Annotated in this window: 40 protein-coding genes, 1 tRNA gene and 2 pseudogenes; 10 read left to right on the forward strand and 33 right to left on the reverse strand. The window is 24.2% G+C overall.

Going from position 1 to position 24544, the window contains the following annotated elements; genetic code table 4:
• Positions 1-209 precede the first annotated feature (209 nt).
• The 12 genes from SKUN_RS06055 to SKUN_RS09430 all read right to left on the reverse strand — a co-directional run bounded on the left by SKUN_RS06055 (position 210) and on the right by SKUN_RS09430 (position 6355).
• On the reverse strand, positions 210-728 hold the full coding sequence (locus SKUN_RS06055) for a hypothetical protein (protein WP_053391272.1): 519 nt from the start codon (positions 726-728) through the stop codon (positions 210-212).
• 178 nt (positions 729-906) lie between these two features.
• Complete coding sequence (gene lon, locus SKUN_RS06060) at positions 907-3225, reverse strand: endopeptidase La (protein ID WP_053391273.1); 2319 nt, start codon at positions 3223-3225, stop codon at positions 907-909.
• 450 nt (positions 3226-3675) lie between these two features.
• A complete protein-coding gene (locus SKUN_RS06065) occupies positions 3676-3858 on the reverse strand; it encodes a site-specific DNA-methyltransferase (RefSeq protein WP_053391274.1) in 183 nt (60 codons plus the stop codon).
• Entirely contained in the window at positions 3836-3973 is a 138-nt protein-coding gene (locus SKUN_RS09415; protein ID WP_158500803.1) for a hypothetical protein, read from the reverse strand. The genes SKUN_RS06065 and SKUN_RS09415 overlap by 23 nt, the downstream gene beginning before the upstream one ends.
• Position 3974: 1 nt before the next feature.
• A complete protein-coding gene (locus tag SKUN_RS06070) occupies positions 3975-4763 on the reverse strand; it encodes a hypothetical protein (protein WP_053391275.1) in 789 nt (262 codons plus the stop codon).
• Positions 4764-5033 (reverse strand): hypothetical protein, encoded by a 270-nt coding sequence (locus SKUN_RS06075; protein ID WP_053391276.1) that lies wholly within the window; start codon positions 5031-5033, stop codon positions 4764-4766.
• Positions 5033-5323, reverse strand: a complete 291-nt coding sequence (locus SKUN_RS06080) for a pentapeptide repeat-containing protein (RefSeq protein WP_053391277.1) — start codon at positions 5321-5323, stop codon at positions 5033-5035. Before SKUN_RS06080 ends, SKUN_RS06075 begins: the two co-directional genes overlap by 1 nt.
• A 1-nt stretch (position 5324) precedes the next feature.
• Complete coding sequence (locus SKUN_RS09420; protein ID WP_158500745.1) at positions 5325-5471, reverse strand: hypothetical protein; 147 nt, start codon at positions 5469-5471, stop codon at positions 5325-5327.
• Entirely contained in the window at positions 5464-5757 is a 294-nt protein-coding gene (locus tag SKUN_RS06085; RefSeq protein WP_053390654.1) for a hypothetical protein, read from the reverse strand. Before SKUN_RS06085 ends, SKUN_RS09420 begins: the two co-directional genes overlap by 8 nt.
• Position 5758: 1 nt before the next feature.
• On the reverse strand, positions 5759-6004 hold the full coding sequence (locus SKUN_RS06090) for a hypothetical protein (protein WP_053390653.1): 246 nt from the start codon (positions 6002-6004) through the stop codon (positions 5759-5761).
• 5 nt (positions 6005-6009) lie between these two features.
• Positions 6010-6183, reverse strand: coding sequence for a hypothetical protein (locus SKUN_RS09425; RefSeq protein ID WP_158500804.1), 174 nt, complete (start codon positions 6181-6183; stop codon positions 6010-6012).
• Positions 6184-6196: 13 nt separating this feature from the next.
• The gene (locus SKUN_RS09430) at positions 6197-6355 is read right to left on the reverse strand and encodes a hypothetical protein (protein WP_158500805.1); all 159 of its coding nucleotides are present in this window, start codon (positions 6353-6355) and stop codon (positions 6197-6199) included.
• A 596-nt stretch (positions 6356-6951) separates the two neighbouring features.
• On the opposite strand from SKUN_RS09430, the gene scpB (SKUN_RS06095) reads away from it, so the two are divergent.
• The 6 genes from scpB (SKUN_RS06095) (at position 6952) to SKUN_RS06105 (ending at position 8659) form a co-directional block, all read left to right on the forward strand.
• Positions 6952-7206 carry an SMC-Scp complex subunit ScpB gene (gene scpB, locus SKUN_RS06095; RefSeq protein WP_268794822.1) on the forward strand — a complete coding sequence of 85 codons (255 nt, stop codon included), beginning with the start codon at positions 6952-6954 and terminating at the stop codon, positions 7204-7206.
• Positions 7157-7342: an SMC-Scp complex subunit ScpB gene (locus SKUN_RS11445; RefSeq protein ID WP_268794823.1), complete on the forward strand. Its 186-nt coding sequence runs from the start codon at positions 7157-7159 to the stop codon at positions 7340-7342. The genes scpB (SKUN_RS06095) and SKUN_RS11445 overlap by 50 nt, the downstream gene beginning before the upstream one ends.
• Positions 7342-7566 (forward strand): S4 domain-containing protein, encoded by a 225-nt coding sequence (locus tag SKUN_RS10825; protein WP_235510985.1) that lies wholly within the window; start codon positions 7342-7344, stop codon positions 7564-7566. The genes SKUN_RS11445 and SKUN_RS10825 overlap by 1 nt, the downstream gene beginning before the upstream one ends.
• 25 nt (positions 7567-7591) lie before the next feature.
• A complete protein-coding gene (locus SKUN_RS10830; protein ID WP_235510986.1) occupies positions 7592-7684 on the forward strand; it encodes a pseudouridine synthase in 93 nt (30 codons plus the stop codon).
• A gap of 193 nt (positions 7685-7877) precedes the next feature.
• On the forward strand, positions 7878-8036 hold the full coding sequence (locus tag SKUN_RS10835; RefSeq protein WP_235510987.1) for a pseudouridine synthase family protein: 159 nt from the start codon (positions 7878-7880) through the stop codon (positions 8034-8036).
• A gap of 14 nt (positions 8037-8050) precedes the next feature.
• On the forward strand, positions 8051-8659 hold the full coding sequence (locus SKUN_RS06105) for a deoxynucleoside kinase (protein WP_053391278.1): 609 nt from the start codon (positions 8051-8053) through the stop codon (positions 8657-8659).
• Positions 8660-8699: 40 nt separating this feature from the next.
• On the opposite strand, the gene SKUN_RS06110 is transcribed toward SKUN_RS06105, so the two are convergent.
• On the reverse strand, positions 8700-9071 hold the full coding sequence (locus SKUN_RS06110; RefSeq protein WP_268794896.1) for an inorganic diphosphatase: 372 nt from the start codon (positions 9069-9071) through the stop codon (positions 8700-8702).
• 67 nt (positions 9072-9138) lie between these two features.
• On the opposite strand from SKUN_RS06110, the gene SKUN_RS08900 reads away from it, so the two are divergent.
• The gene (locus tag SKUN_RS08900; RefSeq protein ID WP_235511384.1) at positions 9139-9273 is read left to right on the forward strand and encodes an inorganic diphosphatase; all 135 of its coding nucleotides are present in this window, start codon (positions 9139-9141) and stop codon (positions 9271-9273) included.
• On the opposite strand, the pseudogene SKUN_RS06115 reads toward SKUN_RS08900, so the two are convergent.
• The 3 genes and pseudogenes from SKUN_RS06115 to SKUN_RS09440 all read right to left on the reverse strand — a co-directional run.
• Positions 9254-9427 (reverse strand): annotated as a pseudogene (locus SKUN_RS06115) (ribonuclease HII); the annotation flags it as partial. The gene SKUN_RS08900 and the pseudogene SKUN_RS06115 sit on opposite strands and share 20 nt — an antisense overlap.
• A 77-nt stretch (positions 9428-9504) precedes the next feature.
• Entirely contained in the window at positions 9505-9663 is a 159-nt protein-coding gene (locus tag SKUN_RS09435) for a hypothetical protein (protein ID WP_158500726.1), read from the reverse strand.
• Between the two features lie 13 nt (positions 9664-9676).
• Positions 9677-9832: a hypothetical protein gene (locus SKUN_RS09440; RefSeq protein ID WP_158500806.1), complete on the reverse strand. Its 156-nt coding sequence runs from the start codon at positions 9830-9832 to the stop codon at positions 9677-9679.
• A 946-nt stretch (positions 9833-10778) separates the two neighbouring features.
• On the opposite strand from SKUN_RS09440, the gene SKUN_RS10840 reads away from it, so the two are divergent.
• Positions 10779-10919: a hypothetical protein gene (locus tag SKUN_RS10840; protein WP_235510989.1), complete on the forward strand. Its 141-nt coding sequence runs from the start codon at positions 10779-10781 to the stop codon at positions 10917-10919.
• Positions 10920-11191: 272 nt separating this feature from the next.
• On the opposite strand, the gene tig is transcribed toward SKUN_RS10840, so the two are convergent.
• The 5 genes from tig to SKUN_RS09920 form a co-directional block, all read right to left on the reverse strand.
• Positions 11192-12487: a trigger factor gene (gene tig, locus SKUN_RS06120; RefSeq protein ID WP_053391280.1), complete on the reverse strand. Its 1296-nt coding sequence runs from the start codon at positions 12485-12487 to the stop codon at positions 11192-11194.
• 133 nt (positions 12488-12620) lie between these two features.
• Complete coding sequence (locus SKUN_RS06125; protein WP_053391281.1) at positions 12621-13382, reverse strand: DUF3196 family protein; 762 nt, start codon at positions 13380-13382, stop codon at positions 12621-12623.
• Positions 13383-13498: 116 nt separating this feature from the next.
• Positions 13499-13575 (reverse strand) — tRNA-Arg (locus SKUN_RS06130).
• 59 nt (positions 13576-13634) lie between these two features.
• Positions 13635-14339, reverse strand: coding sequence for an ECF transporter S component (locus tag SKUN_RS06135; protein WP_053391282.1), 705 nt, complete (start codon positions 14337-14339; stop codon positions 13635-13637).
• Positions 14340-14505: 166 nt separating this feature from the next.
• Positions 14506-14643 carry a hypothetical protein gene (locus SKUN_RS09920; protein WP_200903036.1) on the reverse strand — a complete coding sequence of 46 codons (138 nt, stop codon included), beginning with the start codon at positions 14641-14643 and terminating at the stop codon, positions 14506-14508.
• A gap of 328 nt (positions 14644-14971) precedes the next feature.
• Here SKUN_RS09920 and SKUN_RS06140 point away from each other — a divergent pair, with 328 nt between their 5' ends.
• On the forward strand, positions 14972-15535 hold the full coding sequence (locus SKUN_RS06140) for an inorganic diphosphatase (protein ID WP_053391283.1): 564 nt from the start codon (positions 14972-14974) through the stop codon (positions 15533-15535).
• Positions 15536-15575: 40 nt separating this feature from the next.
• Here the strand turns inward: SKUN_RS06140 and SKUN_RS06145 are convergent, their stop codons facing one another.
• From SKUN_RS06145 to SKUN_RS06180, 11 genes and pseudogenes are all read right to left on the reverse strand, one after another.
• Positions 15576-16100, reverse strand: coding sequence for a deoxynucleoside kinase (locus SKUN_RS06145; RefSeq protein ID WP_235510990.1), 525 nt, complete (start codon positions 16098-16100; stop codon positions 15576-15578).
• Between the two features lie 30 nt (positions 16101-16130).
• A complete protein-coding gene (locus SKUN_RS10845; RefSeq protein ID WP_235510991.1) occupies positions 16131-16358 on the reverse strand; it encodes a pseudouridine synthase family protein in 228 nt (75 codons plus the stop codon).
• Between the two features lie 193 nt (positions 16359-16551).
• Entirely contained in the window at positions 16552-16677 is a 126-nt protein-coding gene (locus tag SKUN_RS10850) for a pseudouridine synthase (protein WP_235510992.1), read from the reverse strand.
• Positions 16619-16951 carry a S4 domain-containing protein gene (locus SKUN_RS10855; RefSeq protein ID WP_235510993.1) on the reverse strand — a complete coding sequence of 111 codons (333 nt, stop codon included), beginning with the start codon at positions 16949-16951 and terminating at the stop codon, positions 16619-16621. The genes SKUN_RS10850 and SKUN_RS10855 overlap by 59 nt, the downstream gene beginning before the upstream one ends.
• On the reverse strand, positions 16951-17499 hold the full coding sequence (gene scpB, locus SKUN_RS06155) for an SMC-Scp complex subunit ScpB (RefSeq protein ID WP_053391284.1): 549 nt from the start codon (positions 17497-17499) through the stop codon (positions 16951-16953). The genes SKUN_RS10855 and scpB (SKUN_RS06155) overlap by 1 nt, the downstream gene beginning before the upstream one ends.
• Positions 17500-17504: 5 nt before the next feature.
• A complete protein-coding gene (locus tag SKUN_RS06160; protein ID WP_053391285.1) occupies positions 17505-18266 on the reverse strand; it encodes a segregation/condensation protein A in 762 nt (253 codons plus the stop codon).
• Positions 18267-18506: 240 nt separating this feature from the next.
• A pseudogene (locus SKUN_RS08510) lies at positions 18507-19156 on the reverse strand (IS30 family transposase); the annotation flags it as partial.
• Positions 19157-19672: 516 nt separating this feature from the next.
• Positions 19673-20023, reverse strand: coding sequence for a hypothetical protein (locus SKUN_RS06170; protein WP_053391287.1), 351 nt, complete (start codon positions 20021-20023; stop codon positions 19673-19675).
• 165 nt (positions 20024-20188) lie between these two features.
• On the reverse strand, positions 20189-20341 hold the full coding sequence (locus SKUN_RS09445; protein WP_158500807.1) for a hypothetical protein: 153 nt from the start codon (positions 20339-20341) through the stop codon (positions 20189-20191).
• A gap of 105 nt (positions 20342-20446) precedes the next feature.
• Positions 20447-20863 carry a UPF0236 family transposase-like protein gene (locus SKUN_RS06175; protein WP_053391288.1) on the reverse strand — a complete coding sequence of 139 codons (417 nt, stop codon included), beginning with the start codon at positions 20861-20863 and terminating at the stop codon, positions 20447-20449.
• 232 nt (positions 20864-21095) lie between these two features.
• Positions 21096-21542, reverse strand: coding sequence for a hypothetical protein (locus SKUN_RS06180; RefSeq protein WP_053391289.1), 447 nt, complete (start codon positions 21540-21542; stop codon positions 21096-21098).
• 636 nt (positions 21543-22178) lie between these two features.
• On the opposite strand from SKUN_RS06180, the gene SKUN_RS06185 reads away from it, so the two are divergent.
• Positions 22179-22550: a hypothetical protein gene (locus SKUN_RS06185; protein WP_053391290.1), complete on the forward strand. Its 372-nt coding sequence runs from the start codon at positions 22179-22181 to the stop codon at positions 22548-22550.
• A 596-nt stretch (positions 22551-23146) separates the two neighbouring features.
• On the opposite strand, the gene SKUN_RS06190 is transcribed toward SKUN_RS06185, so the two are convergent.
• Entirely contained in the window at positions 23147-24496 is a 1350-nt protein-coding gene (locus SKUN_RS06190; RefSeq protein ID WP_053391291.1) for an Mbov_0401 family ICE element transposase-like protein, read from the reverse strand.
• Positions 24497-24544 lie beyond the last annotated feature (48 nt).

Genomic DNA, 24544 nt, shown 5'->3' on the forward strand with positions numbered 1-24544 from the left:
TAAACCCCCCCTTGGTAATTCTAAATCATTTTGTCTTTAAATATAAATTATAGATTGTTAAAAATACTTTTTTAATAAAAAAATCATAATTTTTTTATTTTTAACATAAAAAATAAAAAATCTTTTAAATAAAATTATTTTAAAACATTGTTATTAAATGGTTAAAATAAAAATAATATTATTCAAAGATTTTACCTTAGTTTATGATTTTATCTTTCAACAGTATTTTTTTCTACTGCATCATTTTCAAATTCTGTGATATTTTTATACACATCGCTAACTTTTGTTGAATCTAACTTTGGAAATGTAATAATTGTTTCTTTTCTTAATTCTGGAACTGGTTTTGCTGGTGGTAAATAATCATAGATTGGTTCATTTTTATAAGATGGAATATTATCATAAATTGGCTCAGGAATTTCCTCATAAATTGGCTCATTATTTAATTTAATCGGAATTTCATAACCATCTTCATCTTTAGTACTATCATTATTTAAAAAAGTTCAAGATATGTTAGTTAAAAAACCTGGTTCAAAATTTAAATTTTGCTCTGAATCAGTAATTTTTCGATAACTTTCCATTGTTTCTATTAAATTATGTGTGTTTTTTGTTGCAATTTGTACTGATTGCTTTTTACTAAAACCTAATGCTCTTGCAAGTTTTTTAATGTGTTTTCTTGTATTTTTTAGAATTTTTTTTACTAATTTTTCAACTTTTACCATAGCACGCATAGTTTTTACCCTTTATCATTATTATATTTATTAAGGACTAACAAATATAAGCCATGTACTTTAAAAAAAATATTTTTTAAATCATATACAACAAAATATTACTATACTTAAATTATTTTGTCAATTTAGAGTTAAAACAAAGAAAATAAAAATGTATAAAATTGATACATTTTAAAAATTAGTTTGTGCCAAAAACATTTTTGAAAACTTCATCATATGTTCCAACTGGAATAATATTCAATGTTTCTTGCACTTCTTTTGGAATATCTTCAATATCTTTAATATTTTTATGTGGAATTAAAATTGTTTTTAAACCACTACGGTTGGCAGAAATTGATTTTTCTCGTAAGCCACCAATTGGTAAGACTTGTCCTCGTAAAGTAATTTCACCAGTCATTCCAATATCTTTCGATACTGGACGATTACTTAAAGCACTGATAATTGCTGTTGTTAAGGTAATTCCAGCTGATGGTCCATCTTTTGGTACTGCTCCTTCTGGAACATGAATATGAATATCATGTGTTTCAAAGAATTTTGGATCAATGTTAAATTTGCCAGAATTTGCTTTTACATAGTCTAACGAAATTGATGCTGATTCTTTCATTATGTCACCTAATTTTCCAGTTAACACTAATGAACCTTTTCCTAAGAAACTATTAACTTCAATTGGTAAAATATCACCACCAAATTGAGTATATGCTAATCCTGTTACAACTCCAACTTGTGATTCTTTTTCTTTTTCGGTATGTTCAAAACGACGTTTACCCAATAAATCATTAACAGTATCTGGTTTAACTGTTAAATTAACCATTTCTTTATTTAAGAACTTAACAATAAATTTCCTTGCAACAGCATTTAAATCTCGTTCTAACTGACGAACTCCTGCTTCACGCGTATAATATTTAATTATTTCATTAATTGCATTATCAGTAATTATTAATTGTCCATCTGCTAAACCATTATTACTTAATACTTTTGGAACTAAATAATCTTTTGCAATATAAAATTTTTCCAATTCAGTATATGATGATAATTGAATAATTTCCATTCGGTCAATTAAAGCTTCTGGAATATTATCATAATAATTGGCTGTTGCAATAAACATAACATCACTTAAATCATATGTTTCTTCTAAGTAGTGGTCAGAAAAGGTTGAATTTTGTTCTGAATCTAATACTTCTAACATTGCACTAGCGGGGTCACCGCGATAATCTGATGCCATTTTGTCAATTTCATCTAATAAAAATAATGGATTTATTGAACCAGCACGTTTCATTGATTGAATAATGCGGCCTGGCATCGATCCAATATATGTTTTACGATGCCCGCGAATTTCTGATTCATCTTTTACGCCTCCCAAGGCCATTTTAACAAATTTTCTTCCTGTTGCTTCAGCAATTGATTTTGCTAAACTTGTTTTTCCAACCCCTGGTGGCCCTACTAAACAAATAATTTGTCCTTTTAAAGATTTAGTCATTGTTTTAACGGCTAAGTATTCAACAATTCTTTCCTTAACTTTATCTAAACCAAAATGATATTTATCTAACACTTCTTTTGCAAATTTTAAATCATTTTTTTCTTCTGTTTTTTCTCATCATGGAATTTGCATCATTCAATCAATATAAGTTCGAATAATATTTGATTCACTTGATGCTTGTGGTAATGCTTCGTAACGATTGATTTCTTGTTCAATTCGTTCTCTAATATTTTTTGGAAATGGTTCTTTTTCTAATCGTTCTTTATATAATTTCATTTCGTCAGCAGCGCCATCAAATTCATCTAGTTCATCTTTAATTGCTTTTAATTTTTCTCGTAAGTAATATTCACGTTGTTGTTCATCAACTCGTTCTTTAATTTTTTTGCTAATTTTATTATCAATATCATTGGCTTGTTGTTTATTAACTAAATGATCAAAAATAATTTGAAGTCTTTTTTCAACATCTAATTCTTCAATAATTTCTTGTTTTTTTGCCACTGGAATAAATGGTAAAAATTGAGCAATCGTATCAACAACTTCATTCCCATCAACTGAATCACCAATTTGATCTAATAAATCTTCTGGCAAAATATCTTGTAATTCCATTAATTCTTTAATATTCGCTGTTAATTTTTCAACAATTTTATCTTCTGATTTAACAAATGATTTTAAAATATCAATATCAGCAGCATAAAATTCTCCTTCGCGTAAATCTAAAATTTTTACTCGATCAACTGCTTTAAAATTAACTGTTAGACTACCATCTTCCCATACTTTACGAATTTTTAATTCTGATAAAATCCCAATTCGATAAATTTCAGATAATTTTGGATTATCTTCTAACGGTTTTTTTTGACTAACTAACACAATATGATTATCAAAATCCTTGCTAGCTGTATTCACTGCTAAAATTGATTTATCTCGTCCTACCTCTAATACTTGTTCAAAGCCTGGAAAAATATAACTACCCCGTGTTACAAGAACGGGTACATTTTTTAATTGTGTTATTTTTGAATCCATCTTCAAAACACCTCCTGTTTCTTTTCTTCACTTATATTGACAATATCTTATATTATTTAAAAAAATATCGTAATATAAATTTAATTTACATAAAAATTATAACAAAAAAATTAGCACTTGCAATAGATAGGTGCTAATTTTTAAAAAATTATCTCACCTATTATTTATTATATCTTTACCCCAAAATTAAGGAATACCAGTTTAATACTTAATAATACTATTATCAAGGAAATGGGCTTCGCCCCTAGGTCGCTTTGCGACCTTTACCCCTTTAAGTAAGGTGGTGCGTGGATAAACCACCACACCAGCTTACTTTTTTTACCAATAATATTAATAATATTACATTAAGTTGGTATATAATTCAGGTAATTCATTTCAAACTTTTTCTTGTTTTTCATTTAAGTAAACATTAATATTACGAATTAATTTTCTTTTCATAAATAATCTCCTTTAAAAAAATAATGTAGTTTGGATGCTATTTAATCTTTGTTTTGCTAATTTATAATATTTTTTATTAATTTCTATACCAATTCAATGCCGACTTAATTGTTCACAAGCAATAGCAGTTGTTCCACTTCCTAAAAAACAATCTAATACAGTATCGCCAACTTTACTGCATATAACTTTGTCCATTTTTCATTTTTAATTCTTCAAGTGCTAAAATATTTTCTTTTAAATATTTATCATTAACTTTTAATTCATATTTAATAATTGCACCTTTAATATATTGTTGTAATTCAGTTATCATTTTATTTCACTCCTTTATTTATTTTGAATTTAATACCTTTAATACCAATAGTATTAGTATTTACATTACTATCTCATTGTGCTTTAATTTCATTTTTAACAATTTTTTCATCAATAACTAAATAAGTTTTAATTAATTGAACTAATTCATATTGATTAGCATTTTCTAAAAAATCATTATCAATGCCCAGTATTTCAATATCTTTTATTAATATTTTTTCTTTTATTAAATTAATACCAACTTTTTTTAATTCTTTTTGTTCTAATGATTTATCAATTTGCTCAATTTGTTCCATTACACGAACTTGTTCATCTTGAATTTGGTCTATATCAAGACCCATCTCAGGTGTTAAATTATTTGTTTTTTCAATTAATTCCTGTTTTTTTAATTCTTGTTCTTTTAAAAACTCTTGTTGCTTTTGTATGCGTGCTTGCGTCATATTATTATTAATTTCAACTCTATATCTTTCAATATAATTTCTATAATTAGTAATTATTTTTCCAATTCTATTATGTTCATCTAATAATTTTTGAATAAGTTCTAATCATTCTTTAAAAACAAAATTATTTTTAGTAATAGCACTTGGAATATCTTTTAAATGTACATTTTGATAACCATTTAAAGCATAATGATTAATATGTCTAAAAATATACTCAGTTAATTCTTGTTTATTTTCTTCTTTAAATTTTTGAACATTATATGCTAAAATACTTTCATTTTTAAAATCATCTACTTTTAAAGGAAATTGAAATGTAATGCTATTTACTGTATTTTTTACAATATCACTCATTTATTTCACCTCCTTATTAGGTAATTTTTTATATAAAGATTTATCTTTTATAATAAAAGTATCTTCTCTTCGACCATTTACATATTGACAATATTCATCAAAATCTTCTTTATATAATTGGCGTTGTTGTAAATCATATATTTCTAATACAAGTTTTTCTCACTCTTTATCTTTTTCAGCAAGTTCTTTTTTAAGTGTTTCATTTTCTGCTTTAGGTGCATCATTTTCTTCTTGTAATTTATCAAATTTAATTGATTCTGTTTTTGTCATTATTTATCCTCCTCAATAGTTAATTGTTCTAATTGTTTTTTTGTGATTTTAATACCACATAAATAAGCATCTTTAAAATTAGCGCCTTCTAAATCAGAACCTTTTAAATTAGCACCATATAAATTAGCACCTTTTAAATTAGCATCTTCTAAATTAGCATCCTCTAAATTAGCATCTTCTAAATTAGCATCTTCTAAATCTAATCTTTCACTTTCTAAATATTGATTTAATTTTTCTTTTTCAACAGTAACTCCTGTTAAATCTTTAATCATATCTTTTAATGTTTTCATATTATAATTCCTCCAAATTCTTTTCTTCAATTAATGTCTCAATATAGTCATAAGCACTCTCTTCTGAATGACATTCTTCTAATGCTTCATTAAATAAATCTTCTTCAGTATAAATATTTCCATTTTCATCTTTATACATATTATTCATTCCCTTCTTTACAAGATTCTTGATTTCTTTTTCTTCTTTCACAATCTTTACAAATTTCGGTTTTTTCTCAATTTTTACGATTATTATCATAATCTTCAATTAACTGTTTAAATTCATCAATATTATATTTATCAAGATGTAATTCTTTAAAATTTAATGATCAATCATTTTCAACATAATAATGACCTGCGGTAAAATCATATTTAGAATAATTTTCATCTTCTTTGGTTTGATATTTTTCATAAAATTCATCAATACTAAATCTTATAATATTATTTTTACTCATATTATTTTTCTTCCTTTAATATAAGTTCTAATAATTTAATTCTTTTTTTATAATCTTCTAGGCGATTATTTTCTGATACAGAGTCATCCCTTTTATTTATTGTGATTATTAATTCCATTTTTTTATTAAAAATTTTAATTGTTTCATCATATGCATAAGTATAAATTTCATAGCAGTATTCATCATCTAATTTATTAATAACTTGTTTTTGAAATGCTGATAATTGTAAATTTCTAATTTCTTTCATATTATTTATTCTTCTTCTCCTTGTCATTCAATATTTTCATCTTCTAAATCAATAATAGTTGTTAATCATTCTTGTTGATTTTCAACTTTAGCAGTTATTTTTGCCTCTTTTAATGTATAAAATGATTTAGTTATAACTTCATTTTCATATTTCATTACTAATAAGTATCTTTTTTCCATAATTTAATTCCTCCTAATTTTTTCTAGTATTTAATGCTCAATGTTCAGCAGTAATTTCATCTTGTCCAAGTGTGTATTTAATCAATCTATTTTCAATTTCTTCTTTATTTTCTTGATTACATTTAAAACAATAACCTCAATATCTTTTTTTAAAACATATTTTCTTTTTCATAGTTATTTTTAAATTCTCCTTTTTACAATTAACTACAAAGTACTACAATGTTCTACATTTTGTAGTTACTTGTAGTATTAAGTACCTCCTCATCAAGTCCCCACTAGTAGATTAATTAAGAAATCCTTACCCAGTTCTTAAAAGTTATTCAACCTCTACGCACACGATTTTATTTTTATCCTTGCAATTAATAGTTATGAATGCACCGCTACGCGTCTATCTTAATCAAAGTCATTAATTTACAAAATCGCAAAAAAACAAGTTAACAGCTCTAATGGTTTCATGCCGGCGAAAATGCCTTGTTGGAGAACCTTCCCTAAAAATATGTAATTATAAATTAAACACTTGTAGAGCCAATATATTTAATTTTTAAAGTTGTTTTATAAAATTTAAGGTTTTAAAAAAACAAAATTTTAATATTCAGTGTAATAAACATCTTCAAATCATTCTGTTTTTTCACGATGGTTAACTGTATGAAACTGCTTTGGTGTTCCACATTTACTACATTTAATAAAAGTATTTTTAGACATATTTTTTTCATCTCCTTTTTATGGTTGTTTTTAAATAAAAAAACCAACCCAATAAGGGTCGGTTTTTTGTCCTACTTCATCCTTTATTCTACAGCTGATAAATATCGCTTAGCAACAAAGCAAGAATATTATCAATTTTATTTAAAATTAGCTAATAATAAAATAGAAGCATGTTTATCACAAGCAGCATTAGAAACATTAGCAATTATTGCCTACCGTGGACCAATTAGTAAACCAGAAATTGAAGAGTTACGGGGAGTTAATTCTGATAGTGTTATTAAAAAAATTACGCGCACGCGATTTAATTGATGAAGTTGGTAAAAGCGAATTATCAGGGAAACCAATGACATATAATATTACTGAAGAATTTTTAAAAGTTTTTAATTTAAATTCTTTAGCAGATTTACCACAAATTAAGGAAACTGTGATAGAAAAAGAGGAGAATTTATTTAAATAATGGAACGCTTACAAAAAGTTATTGCAGAAAAAGGTTATTGTTCACGACGAAAAACAGAAGAATTAATTATTCAAGGACAAGTTAAAGTTAATAATATTGTGGTAACAACGTTGGGTACTAAAGTTAGCAAAAATGATCAAATACAAATAAACAATCAAATTCTTACGAATGAGAAAATGGCAAATAAGGTTTATTTGATGTTGAACAGTTTTAAACTATGTTAAAGGTGTTTCAGAGCGAATTTATCCGGTGGGTCGTTTAGACTATGATACTAGTGGGCTTTTGCTATTGACTAATGATGGAGAATTTACTAATATTATTACACACCCAAGTCATATTTAATAAGACATATCATGTTTTGGTTTCTGGTTATCTTTCAAAACAAAAACTATAAAAATTAGCAACAGGACTTGAAATTGAACCAGGAATTATAACAAGCAAAACGCAAGCAAAATTAGTAAAATATGAAGAAGCAAAAAATGTTTCGATTCTTTTATTAACAATTCATGAAGGCAGAAAACATCAAGTTTAAAAAATGATACAATCATTAGGACATGAAGTTATTAAATTAAAACGAATTGCAATCGGTTTTTTACAGTTAGATGAAACATTAAAACCTAGTGAATGACATTATTTAAAACCAAAAGAAATTAAACGTTTTTTTGGAATAGTATCACACTTAAAAACAAAATAAAGGAGAAAAAAACAATGCGGATTACATTAGCAGGAGTTGTTGGAGTAGGGAAATCAACTGTTAGTAAACTATTGGGAAAAAAAAATCATTATATGGTAATGGATGAGCCAGTTGAGGAAAATCCATATTTAGATCAGTATTATGCTGATCCAAAAGATATGGCTTTTAAAATGCAAGTATATATGGTAATGGCGCGTAGTAAACAATTAAAACAAGCAAAAATAACATCTAATATTATTTTTGACCGTAGTATTTTAGAGGATCCAATTTTTGTTGATGTCTTATATGAACTAGGATATATGAATACAACAGATTATAAAGTTTATAAAGAATTTTATGATGTTGTTGTTTTACAAAGTTTATATTTAGATGAAAACATTAAACCAGAATTAGTTGTTTATTTACGAGTTGATCCAGAAGTAGCGATGGAACGAATTACCAAAAGAGGCCGAGCTAGTGAACAAAATATTGGCAGCGCTTATTGAACATTATTAAACCGAAAATATGAGGAATGATATGAAAGCTCAAAAGATAATTTTAATTTTTTAGTTATTGATGCCAATCATAAAACACCAGAAGAAATTGTTGCCATAATTTCAGAAAAATTAATTGAAAAGAAATAAGACAATATAAAAACTAGTGTCAACAATAGTTTTTATTTGTTTAAATTTTCCCTAATCCTTTTTCTTTTCAAATTTTCATTACAGCATCTTTTCCTTTTGTTTCTAAAATATCTTTGTATTCTAAATAACGTTCTTGACATTCTTTAATTTCTTTTAAAGCTTGGTCTAAGCCACTTCAACCATTAATTTTAACTTCTTTTTTTTCCAAAGTTTTATATTGTAAAAAGAAAGTTTCAATTTCATTTCGTATTGCTAATGGAACATCTTCTAAAGTTTGAATATGATTAAAACGCGGATTATCAGCCATCACAGCCATTAATTTTGTGTCAATTTCCCCATTATCAATCATATTAATTGTTCCCAAAATACGAACATTGATTTGACAGCCAGGAATTGTGGGGTAAGCTAGTATTGAAGTTGAACAAGAAAAATTAAATCAATATTTAGAAAGTGAAAAATTAGATTTAAAAGATGCTTATTTATATGGTGCTGATTTTTATCCAGGAGAATATGGTTTTATTGAAAACACATTAGATTGAGATGGTGATCCCCTTGATGTAATTTCATTAAGCATTAAGTCCGCAATCATATCTTTTAATGTTTTCATATTATAATTCCTCCAAATTCTTGTAATGCTAATAAATATTTTTTGGTTCCGTACCCTTTATTATTTTTAAAATCATATTGTGGATAATCTTGATCAAATTTGAGCATTAAATTATATCTTGTTACTTTTGCTAAAATTGAAGCTGCCGCAATTGATTCTGAATGACATTCTTCTAATGCTTCATTAAATAAATCTTCTTCAGTATAAATATTTCCATTTTCATCTTTATACATATTATTTATTCTCCTTGTCATTCAATTTTTTCTAAATTAATAATAGTTTTTTCACTGTAAAATATATTTTTAGCAGTAAGCTCTGCTTCAATATATGTATAAAAAAACTGAGTATTAAATCCAAATTTATCTTTTGATAATAACAAGTATTTATATTTTTTCATAATTTAATTCATCCTAATTTTGTTTACCTAATGCTCAATGTTCATTAGTAATTTCATCGTGTGAAAGTGTGTATTTAATCAATCTATTTTCAATTTCTTCTTTATTTTCTTGATTACATTTAAAGCAATATCCTCAATATCTTTTTTTAAAACAAAGTTTCTTTTTCATAGTTACCCCCATTAATTAACTAAAAATGACTACAACTTTGTAGTTGTTTTTTCTTTGTGGTGCCAGAGAATTCTCTCTCTTCATCCGCACCATTTCAGGTTAAAGCGTTCAGTTTTTAAAATAAATCTACTTGCACCTTGAAGAGCCTAATGCTATACGCAAATTTATTTATAAAGTCACTATCTCTATTTTTATTGTCGTTTGATATTAACCTTGGACTTATCACGACTATCACTTGTTAAAGTGTCTATTATTTCCAGACTGTTTACTGTTGGGTTAGACCACCAAAATATTTATTAAATTGCTGGATTGTTTTCAAATAAAAAAACAACCCTTTAACAAGAGTTGTTTTTTGCCGCTTCATCGTACAGGATGCAAATTTAATAAATTATTTTTTAGTGTGTTTAAATGTGGATAAAATAAAATAAAAATTAAAATATTTTGATTTTTTTTAAATTTATAGTTGATTTTTGTAATTTTTATTATATTATTTAATTAATAAAGATTTGTTGCACTTTATTTTACATAATTAATTTTTTAATAGCGTTTTTTTAATATTGTTGTATAACACTATTAGGTATTTTTTGACTTAATATTATATGAAAATGAACTGATCTACGTTGTTGATATTCATAAGTAGTTAAAGATTTTAAAATTCCTTTATGATGTTTTTAACTAATAGAATTATTATATCAATAGTTTATTTTTTGAAAAAATAATTTTAAATCACGCTTGCATTTTTAATATCTGTTTCATTTTTTGCATAAGTTAAAGTAAGAAAACTTAAATTTTTACAATTCCAAAAATTTTTATATGCTTTACGAATATAATTACCTTGTGAACGAACACAAAGTATATTGAAAGTTTCAAACTATTTATATTTTCCTAGCACAAAACTTTTAAAATATAATTTAGTGTTTTTTTTATTTGGAAGGAGTTTATAAAAATGAATAATGTTTTTATTCAAGATAATTTAATAAATAAAGGTCATAATGTAATTATGAATGCTTTAAATTATGTTAAAAAAGAATATTGTTTAAAAACGTATTTTATGGTAATTATGTTAAAAATATTGTTCTACTATTAGAATTTATTAATAATAATCTTCGTAATAAATATGGTATTAAAAATACTGGAAAAAATGATAAAAAATTATGAAATAGTTGTTGTTTATATTTGAAAGTTATTCTTATTGTAATATATTATTTTTAATTTTACAATTTTTTTTATTTTTTCGTCTATTTTGTTAGTTAATTAACACTTTTTATTATATCATAAAAAAAGAAAATTCAGCACTTTTCATGCTAATCCAGCTTATCTTTCTATATAAAAAAACTAACAATAATGTTAGTTTTTATTCTATTCACCATTATTTTGATATAAAAAGGCAAATACCTTATCATGCATAACTTGTTCTTTTACTTGTTGGTCGGATACTAATTTTGTTTCTTTCAATGCTTTACCATCAATTCCAAATTGTTTTCCTAACTTTTCATATTGTTCATCAATTTCTGTCTCAGTTGCAGTAATATTTTCATTTTGAACAACTGCATCAACAATAACACCATTTTCTAAACGATTCTTAGCGTCTTTAAATAACTCATTAAAAATATCTTCTTCTGACATTCATGTTCGTTTTTTATACGTTTTTATATCCATTTGTTGACCTTGTAACTTTTTTTCAAACTCATGCTTTAATAGATTTGCTTCTTTACGAATAATTGATTCTGGTAAAGCAATCTTTGAATCTTCTGCAATTAAGCGGAATAAATGGCCAATAAAATAATCATATTCTTGTTTTAATAATTGCTCATAAATATTATTTTTAACATGCTCTTCCAATTTATCTAACGTATCAATACCTTTCAAATTAACATCTTTTGCTAATTCATCATTTAATTCTGGTAATTCTTTTGTTTTAACTTCCTTAATATTTAACTTAAAAATAGCAGGAGTTGATTTTAATTCTTCAACATGATAATCAGCCGGGAAAGTAACATTAATTTCTTTTTTATCACCTGTTTTTAAACCAATCATAGCTTCTTCAAAACCGGGAATAAATTGACCACTCCCAATTTCTAAAGTAAAATCTGTTGCTTTACAACCTTTAAATGGTTTTCCATCAACAAAACCTTCAAAATCAAAAATTACTGTATCTCCAGTTGTAATTTCTGTTGTTTTTGGTTTAAAAATTGCAAAACGATTACGCAATTGATTAATATTATCATCAATATCTGCTTTTTTAACTTCAATTTTTGTCTTTTTTAATTCTTTATCAGTAAAACCAGTATACTTACTAATTTTAACTTCTGGTTTTAAATCAAATTCTAATTTTAAGATATACTCTGTTTTACTAATTTTTTGTACACTTGGAACTGGTGATGAAAATGGTTCAATATTTGATTTTTGATCAAACGCAAACTTATAAGCTTTATTAACAACTAAATGATGTGCCGCATCTAAAATTTTTGCTTCAGTTAGATGTTTTTTAATTAAATCAGTAGGTACTTTCCCTTTTCGAAATCCAGGAACATCTAATTGCTCTGCTGCTTTTTTTTCAGCTTTTTTAATATAATCTGTCCATTCTATACCATCAATGGTTACATATCATTTTCCAATTCCTTTATTTGGTATTTTTTCCGCTTTAAATTTCATATTTTACTCCTTAACTAATTATAATTTATTTCTTAACTAATTATAATTTATTATAACAAAAAGAATAACTTTAAATAACTTTTTTCCACAATTTATTTTGCTTTTTTGGTCTAATTCTAAATAATAATTTATTTTATAATTCTTGTTGGATTAAGTAAGGAAGATATTTTTTTACTATTTCAACTTGAACTGTAAATTGTTTTGCCAGATCTTGGATTACTATTTCTTCGCCATACATCCCATGACCTTGATATATAATTGCAATTGTTAATGCTTTTTCTTCATCATTATTTTCTAAAAAATAAGGATATAAGTTATAATAATATGTTTCTAGCAAATATAAACAAGTATGGTATAAACTAGGATTATCATTATAAACTCATTGATCTAATAATTTCATTATGGTTTTAACTTGTTTATTTTCTTTATATGGTATTATTTGACTTGGATTCAAGTGAAAAATACCATTTGTTTTTTTGACTTCAAATATTTCTGTAATTTCTTGTTTTTTTAATAAGTATAATAAATAAATCTTTGCAAAATCAGTGACTTTTTTATTCAGAAAATATTGACGAATTACTGGTAAAATTTGTCGTAAATTTTGGTCTTTTAAATATTGAAAAGCTAATAATTGAGTTTCCTCATCAGACGGATTCGCTAAAATATCACTAATTTTTGATAATGTTCAAACTGTTGTTTCATTTGGCTTTTGTTCTCGAATTTTTTCATTAACTTCTTGTAATAATGTTGTTAATACTTTATCAATTTGTTGAGGAATATAAGGCATCAACAATTCATCATTAATTTTGATAATTGCACCATTGTAATTATGATTACTAATTAATTCTTTAATTTCATTAATTAATTCATCATAATAATTTAATGGCGTTTGCATTTAATAAATCCTCCTTAGATAAAACAATCTTTTATATTATATTATAACAATTTTAAAAAACAAAACCTTATTTAATCATTTAAATAAGGTTTTTAATTTAATTACAATTTAAAAAATGGCGCCCACGGAGAGATTCGAACTCCCGACCCTACGCTTAGAAGGCGCATGCTCTCTCCTACTGAGCTACGTGGGCATACCATACAAATAATAACATAAATTAAAGAATATTTTCAAAAAAATAAGTTTGCTTTTTTAAAAATAAATTTGATCAATAATATTATAATCATATAACACTTCTGTTAGTTTTTTTGTTGGTTTTATTATTATAAATTGCTTTTGAAGGTGAATTACTGCACGATAAATTAAAATAAAAATAATACTATTAATAGTAAATTTCAATAAATTAAAAGGAATAACTATGGCTACTAAAATGCTTTTAAATCATTGTACTGTTTCGTGGGGAAGATGTAAAAAATGAGCATACATGTCATAAATAAATAATCAATTAAATAATGTCATTACAAGTGAAACAATAATTGTTGCTAAACTAACATTTATTGTTGTAATTAAATAATCAGCTTTTTTTGAAAAATTATTTTTAAACAAGTGATTAAATCCTTTTCGTAAAAAATTATCACCTAATCAAAAAACTAATAAAAAAATTAAATCTGCTAACATTAAAGAAAGTACATCAATGGGAGTATTACCTAAATAAATCATTCGTAATCAACTAACACTAATAGTTAAAAAAATAGCATAAATAATACCAAACAAACGAAGAGATAATAACATTAAAAAATCAGTTAACTCAATTTTTAAAAATAAAGCAACGGGAAAAACTGTTAAATTCATTATTTTACTTAATCATGACAATAAAACATATAAAGCAATCACAATTGCCATTGCCACAATTCTTTTTGTATCTAAGTAAAATAAATTTTTTATTTTTGTTTGCATATTATCACCTTGTTTAATTATAAATTATTTTTAAAATATAGCAAAGTAAAAAATAATTGTAAAAATTATTCAGTTAAATATAAAATGCTTTGTATGAATCATATACAAAGCATTTTACATCCAACAATTTATTTTGTTTCAGGTTTAACATTTCCTAAACCAATTGTTATATTGTATTCATTTTTAGGAAAACTATTGTAAGGAATTTAATTAATTTATACATAGTAATTCATCTCCTTTTAATATTATCTTTACCATACTTTTTCACTAGCGACCACAAAATAAAATATTGTTTTATTTTCATAATTTTAACTCCTTAATTAAAAATATTAAAAAAAAATTACTTTCCAAAACTGTAAAAACCAAAAATACAAAATGTATGTGGTTTCTACAATTTTATTAAAAATATGTTAATATATAATTTAATATATTTATATATTTATTTATATATTTGTTTTTTAAATTTATAACTTACATAAAAATAATAATTATCTTTTATTTTTTTGAATATAATACAATACTTTTATTTGACTTTACTGCGAAAAAATAAAAAGGATTTTAAAAATACATAACATTATTTGCCTTTCTATGCTATATTAATAATTAAGAAAGTAATGAAAGGAAGAAAAATAATGAGTAAAAATAATATTTTCCCAATTATCGTTGAAATCCCTAAGGGATCTGGTCATAAATATGAATATGATCTTAAAACAGGTCGAATTGTTTTAGACCGGGTTTTATATGGTGCTAATTTTTATCCAGGAGAATATGGTTTTATTGAAAACACATTAGATTGAGATGGTGATCCCCTTGATGTAATTTCATTAAGCACTTACCCCACAATTCCTGGTTGTCAAATCAATGTTCGTATTTTGGGAACAATTAATATGATTGATAATGGGGAAATTGACACAAAATTAATGGCTGTGATGGCTGATAATCCGCGTTTTAATCATATTCAAACTTTAGAAGATGTTCCATTAGCAATACGAAATGAAATTGAAACTTTCTTTTTACAATATAAAACTTTGGAAAAAAAAGAAGTTAAAATTAATGGTTGAAGTGGCTTAGACCAAGCTTTAAAAGAAATTAAAGAATGTCAAGAACGTTATTTAGAATACAAAGATATTTTAGAAACAAAAGGAAAAGATGCTGTAATGAAAATTTGAAAAGAAAAAGGATTAGGGAAAATTTAAACAAATAAAAACTAGTGTCAACACTAGTTTTTATATTGTCTTATTTCTTTTCAATTAATTTTTCTGAAATTATGGCAACAATTTCTTCTGGTGTTTTATGATTGGCATCAATAACTAAAAAATTAAAATTATCTTTTGAGCTTTCATATCATTCCTCATATTTTCGGTTTAATAATGTTCAATAAGCGCTGCCAATATTTTGTTCACTAGCTCGGCCTCTTTTGGTAATTCGTTCCATCGCTACTTCTGGATCAACTCGTAAATAAAAAAATAATTCTGGTTTAATGTTTTCATCTAAATATAAACTTTGTAAAACAACAACATCATAAAATTCTTTATAAACTTTATAATCTGTTGTATTCATATATCCTAGTTCATATAAGACATCAACAAAAATTGGATCCTCTAAAATACTACGGTCAAAAATAATATTAGATGTTATTTTTGCTTGTTTTAATTGTTTACTACGCGCCATTACCATATATACTTGCATTTTAAAAGCCATATCTTTTGGATCAGCATAATACTGATCTAAATATGGATTTTCCTCAACTGGCTCATCCATTACCATATAATGATTTTTTTTCCCAATAGCTTAATAACAGTTGATTTCCCTACTCCAACAACTCCTGCTAATGTAATCCGCATTGTTTTTTTTCTCCTTTATTTTGTTTTTAAGTGTGATACTATTCCAAAAAAAACGTTTAATTTCTTTTGGTTTTAAATAATGTCATTCACTAGGTTTTAATGTTTCATCTAATTGTAAAAAACCGATTGCAATTCGTTTTAATTTAATAACTTCATGTCCTAATGATTGTATCATTTTTTAAACTTGATGTTTTCTGCCTTCATGAATTTTTAATAAAAGAATCGAAACATTTTTTGCTTCTTCATATTTTACTAATTTTGCTTGCGTTTTGCTTGTTATAATTCCTGGTTCAATTTCAAGTCCTGTTGCTAATTTTTATAGTTTTTGTTTTGAAAGATAACCAGAAACCAAAACATGATATGTCTTATTAAATATGACTTGGGTGTGTAATAATATTAGTAAATTCTCCATCATTAGTCAATAGCAAAAGCCCACTAGTATCATAGTCTAAACGACCCACCCGTATAAAATCGCTCTGAAACACCTTTAACATAGTTTAAAACTGTTTTGCAATGTTGCGGGTCACATAATAACATCGTTGAAACACAATTTTGTGGTTTATTCAACATCAAATAAACCTTATTTGCCATTTTCTCATTCGTAAGAATTTGATTGTTTATCTGTATTTGATCATTTTTGCTAACTTTAGTACCCAACGTTGTTACCACAATATTATTAACTTTAACTTGTCCTTGAATAATTAATTCTTCTGTTTTTCGTCGTGAACAATAACCTTTTTCTGCAATAACTTTTTGTAAGCGTTCCATTATTTAAATAAATTCTCCTCTTTTTCTATCACAGTTTCCTTAATTTGTGGTAAATCTGCTAAAGAAGTTAAATTAAAAACTTTTAAAAATTCTTCAGTAATATTATATGTCATTGGTTTCCCTGATAATTCGCTTTTACCAACTTCATCAATTAAATCGCGTGCGCGTAATTTTTTAATAACACTATCAGAATTAACTCCCCGTAACTCTTCAATTTCTGGTTTACTAATTGGTCCACGGTAGGCAATAATTGCTAATGTTTCTAATGCTGCTTGTGATAAGCATGCTTCTATTTTATTATTAGCTAATTTTAAATAAAATTGATAATATTCTTGCTTTGTTGCTAAGCGATATTTATCAGCAAAAGATGTTATTGTTAATCCACGATTATTATTAGTTTGATATTCTACTTTTAATTTTGCTAAAACCTCCTCACACTCAGGAACAGAAATTTCAAGAATATGAGCAATTTCTTTTAAATTAATTCCTTCATCACCGCTGATAAATAATAGTCCTTCTAAAACAGCCATTTTTTCATTTAAATTCATCTAATTTAATTCCCCCCTTTCTTTAAGTATGGTCTAATGTAAATTGCTTCTAAATGTTGGTATTGCTCAATTTCAATTTTTTGATGACGAGCTAAATCTAACAAAGCAATAAAACAAGCAACAAAAACTTGTAATGATAAAGTAAAATTACCTAACAATTCTTCTAATGTTCATTCTTTATCATTTTGCGCTAATAATGCCATAATTCGCTCCGCCATTTCTTCTGGAGAAACTTCAGTAATAACAACATTTGATTCTAATGGTTTTGTTGCATTAATTCGTTCTAACATTTTTAAAAAACTATTAGTTAATTTATCAATATTAATTTTTGGCGATAATGGTAAATTTTCTTCTTTAATTTGATTTCCTTTAATAATTGTTCGTGGTTTTGACAAATAGCGAATTCCCTCTTGATGTTTATCTTTAAAATATTGACTAACTTCTTTAATTTTTTTATATTCTAGTAAACGATTAATTAGTTCATCACGAGTATCTTTTTCATAATTATCAGCAATTTCAACTTCTTCTTTTGGTAACACTAATTTTGTTTTTGTCTCAACTAAATAACTTGCCATTGTTAAATATTCTGATGAAATTTCAATATTTAATTGTTCCATTTCTCTAATATACGCTAAAAATTGATCAGTAATTTCTGTCAATTTAATTGCAAAAAGGTCCATCTGCTTTTCTTTAACTAAATGCAACAATAAATCTAACGGTCCTGAAAAATTATCAAGTTTTACTTCATAGCGCGGCAAATGTAACATTCTTTCTCTCCCATGTTTATTTTCTTAGTTAATAATACCGCTATTTTAAAAAAATTAAAGATATGAATCGTGTAAATGCAAGCAGTAATTTTTGCCTCTTTTTATTTTTAATAATAACATCATTTTTCGAAAATACAACTCTTTTTTAAAAAAATAAAATATTTTATAAATATAGCTTAATTTATCCATATTTAAGCACATTAAAAAAGCATTTATTAAACTTTAAACAAATAAATTTCTTTAAATATTTTGTAAAAACATTTCTTTAGCACTTATTCAAGTTAAACACGATCAGAGTTTATCATTTATTATATTAGCTACTCAATCTATTTTTTGTTGACTAACATTATTAAAATCAATTCCCTTAGGAAATCAATATCTTGATTCACTATTCATATATTCAATTAAAGGTTTTTGTTGTGGTGAAGCATAATCACAAAAATATACTTGTGTTTCAGCAAATATTTACATTTTCCTTCATTTACTAAATTCTTTCCCTCAATCTGTTATTATTCCTTTTATTTTTCCAATTAAATTATTACTTATAACAATATCTTTAAACTTTTCAAAAACTTCATTAGCAGTATGATTTTCTAATTTTATTACAAAGTATTTTTTACTTGATTGTTCTGCTAAAACTAAACAACTAGATTGATGGTCTTTACCCCAACTACTGTATCCATTTCAAATCATCCAACATTAGAAACTTTATTTTCAATGTTTCAAATTGACTTAAAATCAGTTAATTTACCACGATTATCTTTTTTTCCTTTTGTTTTAAATTTTTTACCCCTATATCGTAAATTTTCTTTTTTTAATCCAAATTCACTTAAACAAATTAATTTATAAAAAGTTTTAAGACAAGCAGGAAATTTAATACCAAATTTTACTATATTGATAAGTTAAATTAGTATCTTTTTTTCATATTCTCATATACAACTATCATTATATTTACTTAAATTTTCCATATTTTTAACAATTGATTTAGTATGGAGTGGTGATACTCAATTAAAATTAATTTTTAAATTATTTAATTTATTTTGTAATGCCCCTAATAATCTTAATAAATCAGGTAGTATTTATTATTCTTAGGTTTTTAATAAAATTAAGTAATTAAAAACAAATTATGTTTCGCTTATGACTAAATGATAACAAAATTTTTAAAAAATTCAACCTTTTTAAAAATTATATTTTTAATTAAATAAATAATCTTATAAAATTATGAATTTTAGCACACTAAAAAATACTTTTTAAAGTTATTACTAATTTTAAAAATTTTTTTATTTATAAAGATAAAAATTGATTTTGAGATTGATTTAATTTAAAAATATTAAATTCAATTTTTTCTTTATTTTTATTAATTTTAACTTCATTAATTCTGCTATTAAGCCTAAACATTGAAGCAATTAACATATTATTAAATATTTCTTTACAATATATTTTTGCCCCCCTCGTCCTTTAACGGCCTTAATATAATGTGAAACATCACCCTCCATATGACAACCAATATTATATTCTAATGCTTGATTTTCAATGCCATCTTTATTATTTCTAATTAATTCAATAGTTTCTAATAAAAATTTCTTTTTGTTATCAATAACATAAGGTAAATCACAAATTAAAAAATCTAATAACACTTCATAATTTACAGTAAAAAAATATATTTTTGCTAATTTATATTTTAGTCTATTAATTTTGTTTCTATTTCTATATGAAAATAAGTCTTTAAATCTTTTTACTAAATGAAATTTATCCAAACTATATGATACAGTATTATTTTTATATTTTGTTTTAATTGCTTGTAAATTTTTTTAATTTGTTTTTCACCATCACTTAATACTAATAATTATAGTATTTTCATTAATATCATAAGTATCTATTATTTTAAAAATTTTGTCAATAAAATTATTAAAACTAGATTTTTAATTTTTATTAGTATTTTTATCCATCATTTGAAAAACACATTTTTTCTTTTTAATTATTTTTCTTTTTTTAGTTGATTTTTCTTCATTAATTCCAATATGAATAGTTGAAAAAAATATTTTATTTTCAACTCTTTTTTTATTTTCTCACACAGGAACAAAAGCTCCGTCAATTTGAATATATAAAACATTATTTATAATTTTAATTTTATTGTTATTTTTGTTGGCAATATAGTCAACTTTTTCTAAATCAGCTTTTTAAAAAATATTAGATATTGTTTTTTCACTAATGTTAGCACTTTCTATTGTATGCAAAACATCTTTATATATTTTTCCATCACCCAAAAAATAGATATATTTATCTTTTAAATTTTTTTCAATTTTTTCATATTTTTTTAAACCTAATTCCTTATCTAAAGGATAACGATTTATATATTTTTTATTTTCTTCATCATATTTAACATATCTTCGTATTTTTGGGCGAACATTACCAAATTCTATTTGAATTGTTTTTGGTAATTTTGATACCACCTTATATCCTTGTAATATTTTCCTTTGTTGATATAATTTAAATATCTCATTATCTCTTTCAATTAAGAAGTTATTAATTTCTTTTATTGTTTCTAATATTTTATTTTCTTTATAATTTTCTAACAAATTCTGTTTTAACTCCATCTTCTTATTATTCCCTATCTTTAAAAAATATTTTTAATATGATATTAATAATACTTAATTTGATATTTGATAATGTTTATTATTGTATCATAATTTGAAAGCGAGGATATATAAAAAATGCAAGACTTTACTAAAATTAATAATAAAAAAAAAATTACTAGTTATGAACATTTAAATAAAAAATATGATTTAAATTTTAGTGACTTTAATTTTGGTTTTTACTGAGAAATATTTAAAGACTTTGTTGGTGATACATTGAAACTCTTAAATTATTATATCTTTTATCTAATTTTTTATCAGTTAAGATTTCTTTTTCTTCGGTATGTATCATTTCATTAGTTCACGCTGTTATAATACCGCTACCCTTACCAACTTTACCCATAATTTTATTACCATTGGCATAACCGGCAAAAGCAATACGAACACCACTAGGAAAAACAATTTCTCCACCTTCTTTAACATTTTTAGGTCAAATAATACCATTTTCATTGTCTGGTCATAAATCAATACCATATTTATCATATAAGTAATTACATACATTAATTGTATCTCCAAAAGTAGTGTACTCATGTGTATTAGCATATCTTCGTAAAATATTAGATGAAGCATCAGTAAAATTACAAGCATAAAATAATTTTTCTGCTATATGATTTCATGTTTTATTAGTACCATGACCCACAGAGACAAACTTAAAAAAACTTAGTGAAGTAAAATAACGGGCATAACTATCGTTCGAAAAGTTTAAAAGTATCTTATGAAAAATACACCGATGAAAATAATAATGAACAATATAATTTAGACAATCCTATTCCTATAAAAGAATTATCTTGGACATTTAAAGAATAAGATAGTATAATAAAACAATATATAACAGTAACAACATATTTTCATAAAACATATTCTAATGAATTTACTTTTAATCCTTTTGATAAATACCACGTATTTTACGAAAAATTTGTAACCCCATATTTGCCTTTAAATGAAAGAATTAAAAATATTTTAAAATAACATAACCAAATATAATCAGAAAATAAACAAGCATTTAACAATTTAGGTGTTTTTAATTTACAATTAACAATGGGAACTGTTTGAAATAAAATACCTAATATTACCAAAAAATTTGTTTTAACAAATAAAGAATAACGACCAGACTTATTTGAACTTGAATATTACGGATTTGAATATAACAACAATGACCCTAGTATTTATGTTTTACGAAATTATCGTAAATATATTAAAGAATATAATTTACCAGATTTTTATAATACAAATACAAAACAGTATCAATTTGATAGTTATTAAATTGGTGTTGATTATGCTAAACCATACCGTATTTTTATTTAGTGGATATAAAATTAATGAAGATAACAAGTATAATAAATATTTAATTGAAGAAAATGTTATTACTCCTAAAAATACAATGAACTTAAATGATTTAGTTGAACATTATGAACAATGAATAATTAATACATTTGATAAATTTGATGGTTTTGAATATTCCACATTTCATTATGACATTAATGCCCATGATTTTATGCAAAAATTACAAGAAGATATTTACCCGTATTTAGGTTATAAGATTAAAATGTTTAAAGCTAAAAAACATCAAACATCCCTTAATAAAGAAGCGGGAATAATTAATCGTGTAACATGAATACGAAAAATGTTTGTTCAAGGCAAGATATAAGGAATATTATATAATTTACCATTTTTAGATAAATGTATTAGTGAATTAAGATTTAGCGATACCAAAAAATATACCCGATAGTAAAATGTATCACGACGCATATGATGCTTTTGTTTTCTGGTTCTTATCCATATCGCTTTAAAATGGGATTATAGGTAATTTATTTTTGGCCGATAGGTTGATTTTCTTAAATTTTTATGATAAAATAATTTATAAATTAAAAAAAGTTTTGAGGTTTTTTCAAACAAATTTGGGAAACTTTATAAAATTCTTCGCTTAATGCTTAGAGCTTAGTGCTTAGAATTTTTCCCAAGTAATTTGAAAAGCGCGGAAAAATTTTTTTAAAACTTTAAGGACCGCGTAAAATATTCTGTTGGTCATACCTTATTCTAATAAATATTTACTTATTAAAATAAAATTCCTAAGAAAAAGATAATTTTATCTTTTTTAATTAATTTAATCATAACATAAAAGTAATAATTTAAAATACAAAAAATAATAATTCGAAAATTATTTAATAAATTTATTTTAAATTATTGATTTTTACTTTAAATTTTAGACAAAACCTTGTGCTTGGTGAGCAACATTTTTATTTATTAAAAATTGCTGAATATGTTTATCTTCATTTTTAAAATAATAATTATATTCTTTTTCATTTTTTTGTTTAATTTATTAAGATAAAACTCAATTAAATTAACACCATTTTCTTTTGCCATTTTTATTGCAATAATATTTTTAAAAACTTTTTCACTGTATGATTTAGCACCATATCCTTTTAATCATTTGACATTATGCGAAATTTGTGGTTCGGTACAAGACCCCATATATCAATCCTCTTTATAAAATTTAATACCCTCAGAATTATTTTTGATATATTTAATGAAATCTTTGATTTTATCTTTTTTATCTTTTAAGAATGGATATTCTTTAATATTTTTTCTTGTAATTAATTTTTTTAAATATTTTATTGCTTCATCAGGATCGCCATTTTTAAATAATTTATTCATATCTCAATAAATTTGTTTTCTCCTTTTTTCATTATCGGTTAAATTTTTAGTAAGTTTTCTTCTTCGATAAGGAAATATTGTTTTTAATTCTTTCATTAAATGAAATTGATCTAAAATAAAAATTGCACCAATTTCATTAGCAAATTTTTGGATTCATTTTGCTCCATCACCTGCTAGCGTTAACTTACAATTTTGAATATTAAAATTTTGATTTAAAAAATGTAAAAATTCTTTTTTATATTTTTTAATAAGATAGTATTTATTTTTTACTGATTTCATAACAATAAAAATTTTTTTATCTTTTAGAACATTTTTACTTTTAGTGCTTTTTATTTCATCATACCCAGTATGAAAATATGCTGTTCTAAACATATTTTTTTCTATTTTTCTATATTTTGTTAAATTACTAAATGAATCATCAACCCCAGCATACAAATATGGTGTTTGGACAATTATTTTTTCAGTCTTTGTTTTTAATTGTTCTTTAAATAATTTATCAAAATCAACTTCCTTATTAATGTTTGTGATTGTCATCTTAGATATATTTAATCTTGGGTACATATCCATAATATCTCTTTGTCTTTTAGCACTGTCCATTAATTTTCAAAGTTCTATTTTAATACTTAAAATAATTGTTTGATTATTTTTTAAACCAATTTTTTTATTTAATAAAGTTGTTGTTTTGAATTTATTATCTTTTTTATCACGATAACCAAATCTTGAAGCTTTAATTATAATATTGCCAAAGGGAGTTTTTATCATTTTATTCTTTTTCCCTCACAAAATATAACCATTTTTGCCATTACGGTTTTGCTCTCTTAATTTTTGATCAAGGTTTTCATATTTTTCTTTCATTTTTTGTTTTCCAATTAAATTAACATCGATATTTACTTCTTCAACAAAGTTTATATCTTTAAAACTATTAAAAACATTTAACATATGCTTATATTCCTTTTAAATCATCATTGCATGATAGTAAAATTTTAT

Source organism: Spiroplasma kunkelii CR2-3x (assembly GCF_001274875.1).
GTDB classification, from domain to species: domain Bacteria; phylum Bacillota_I; class Bacilli_A; order Mycoplasmatales; family Mycoplasmataceae; genus Spiroplasma; species Spiroplasma kunkelii.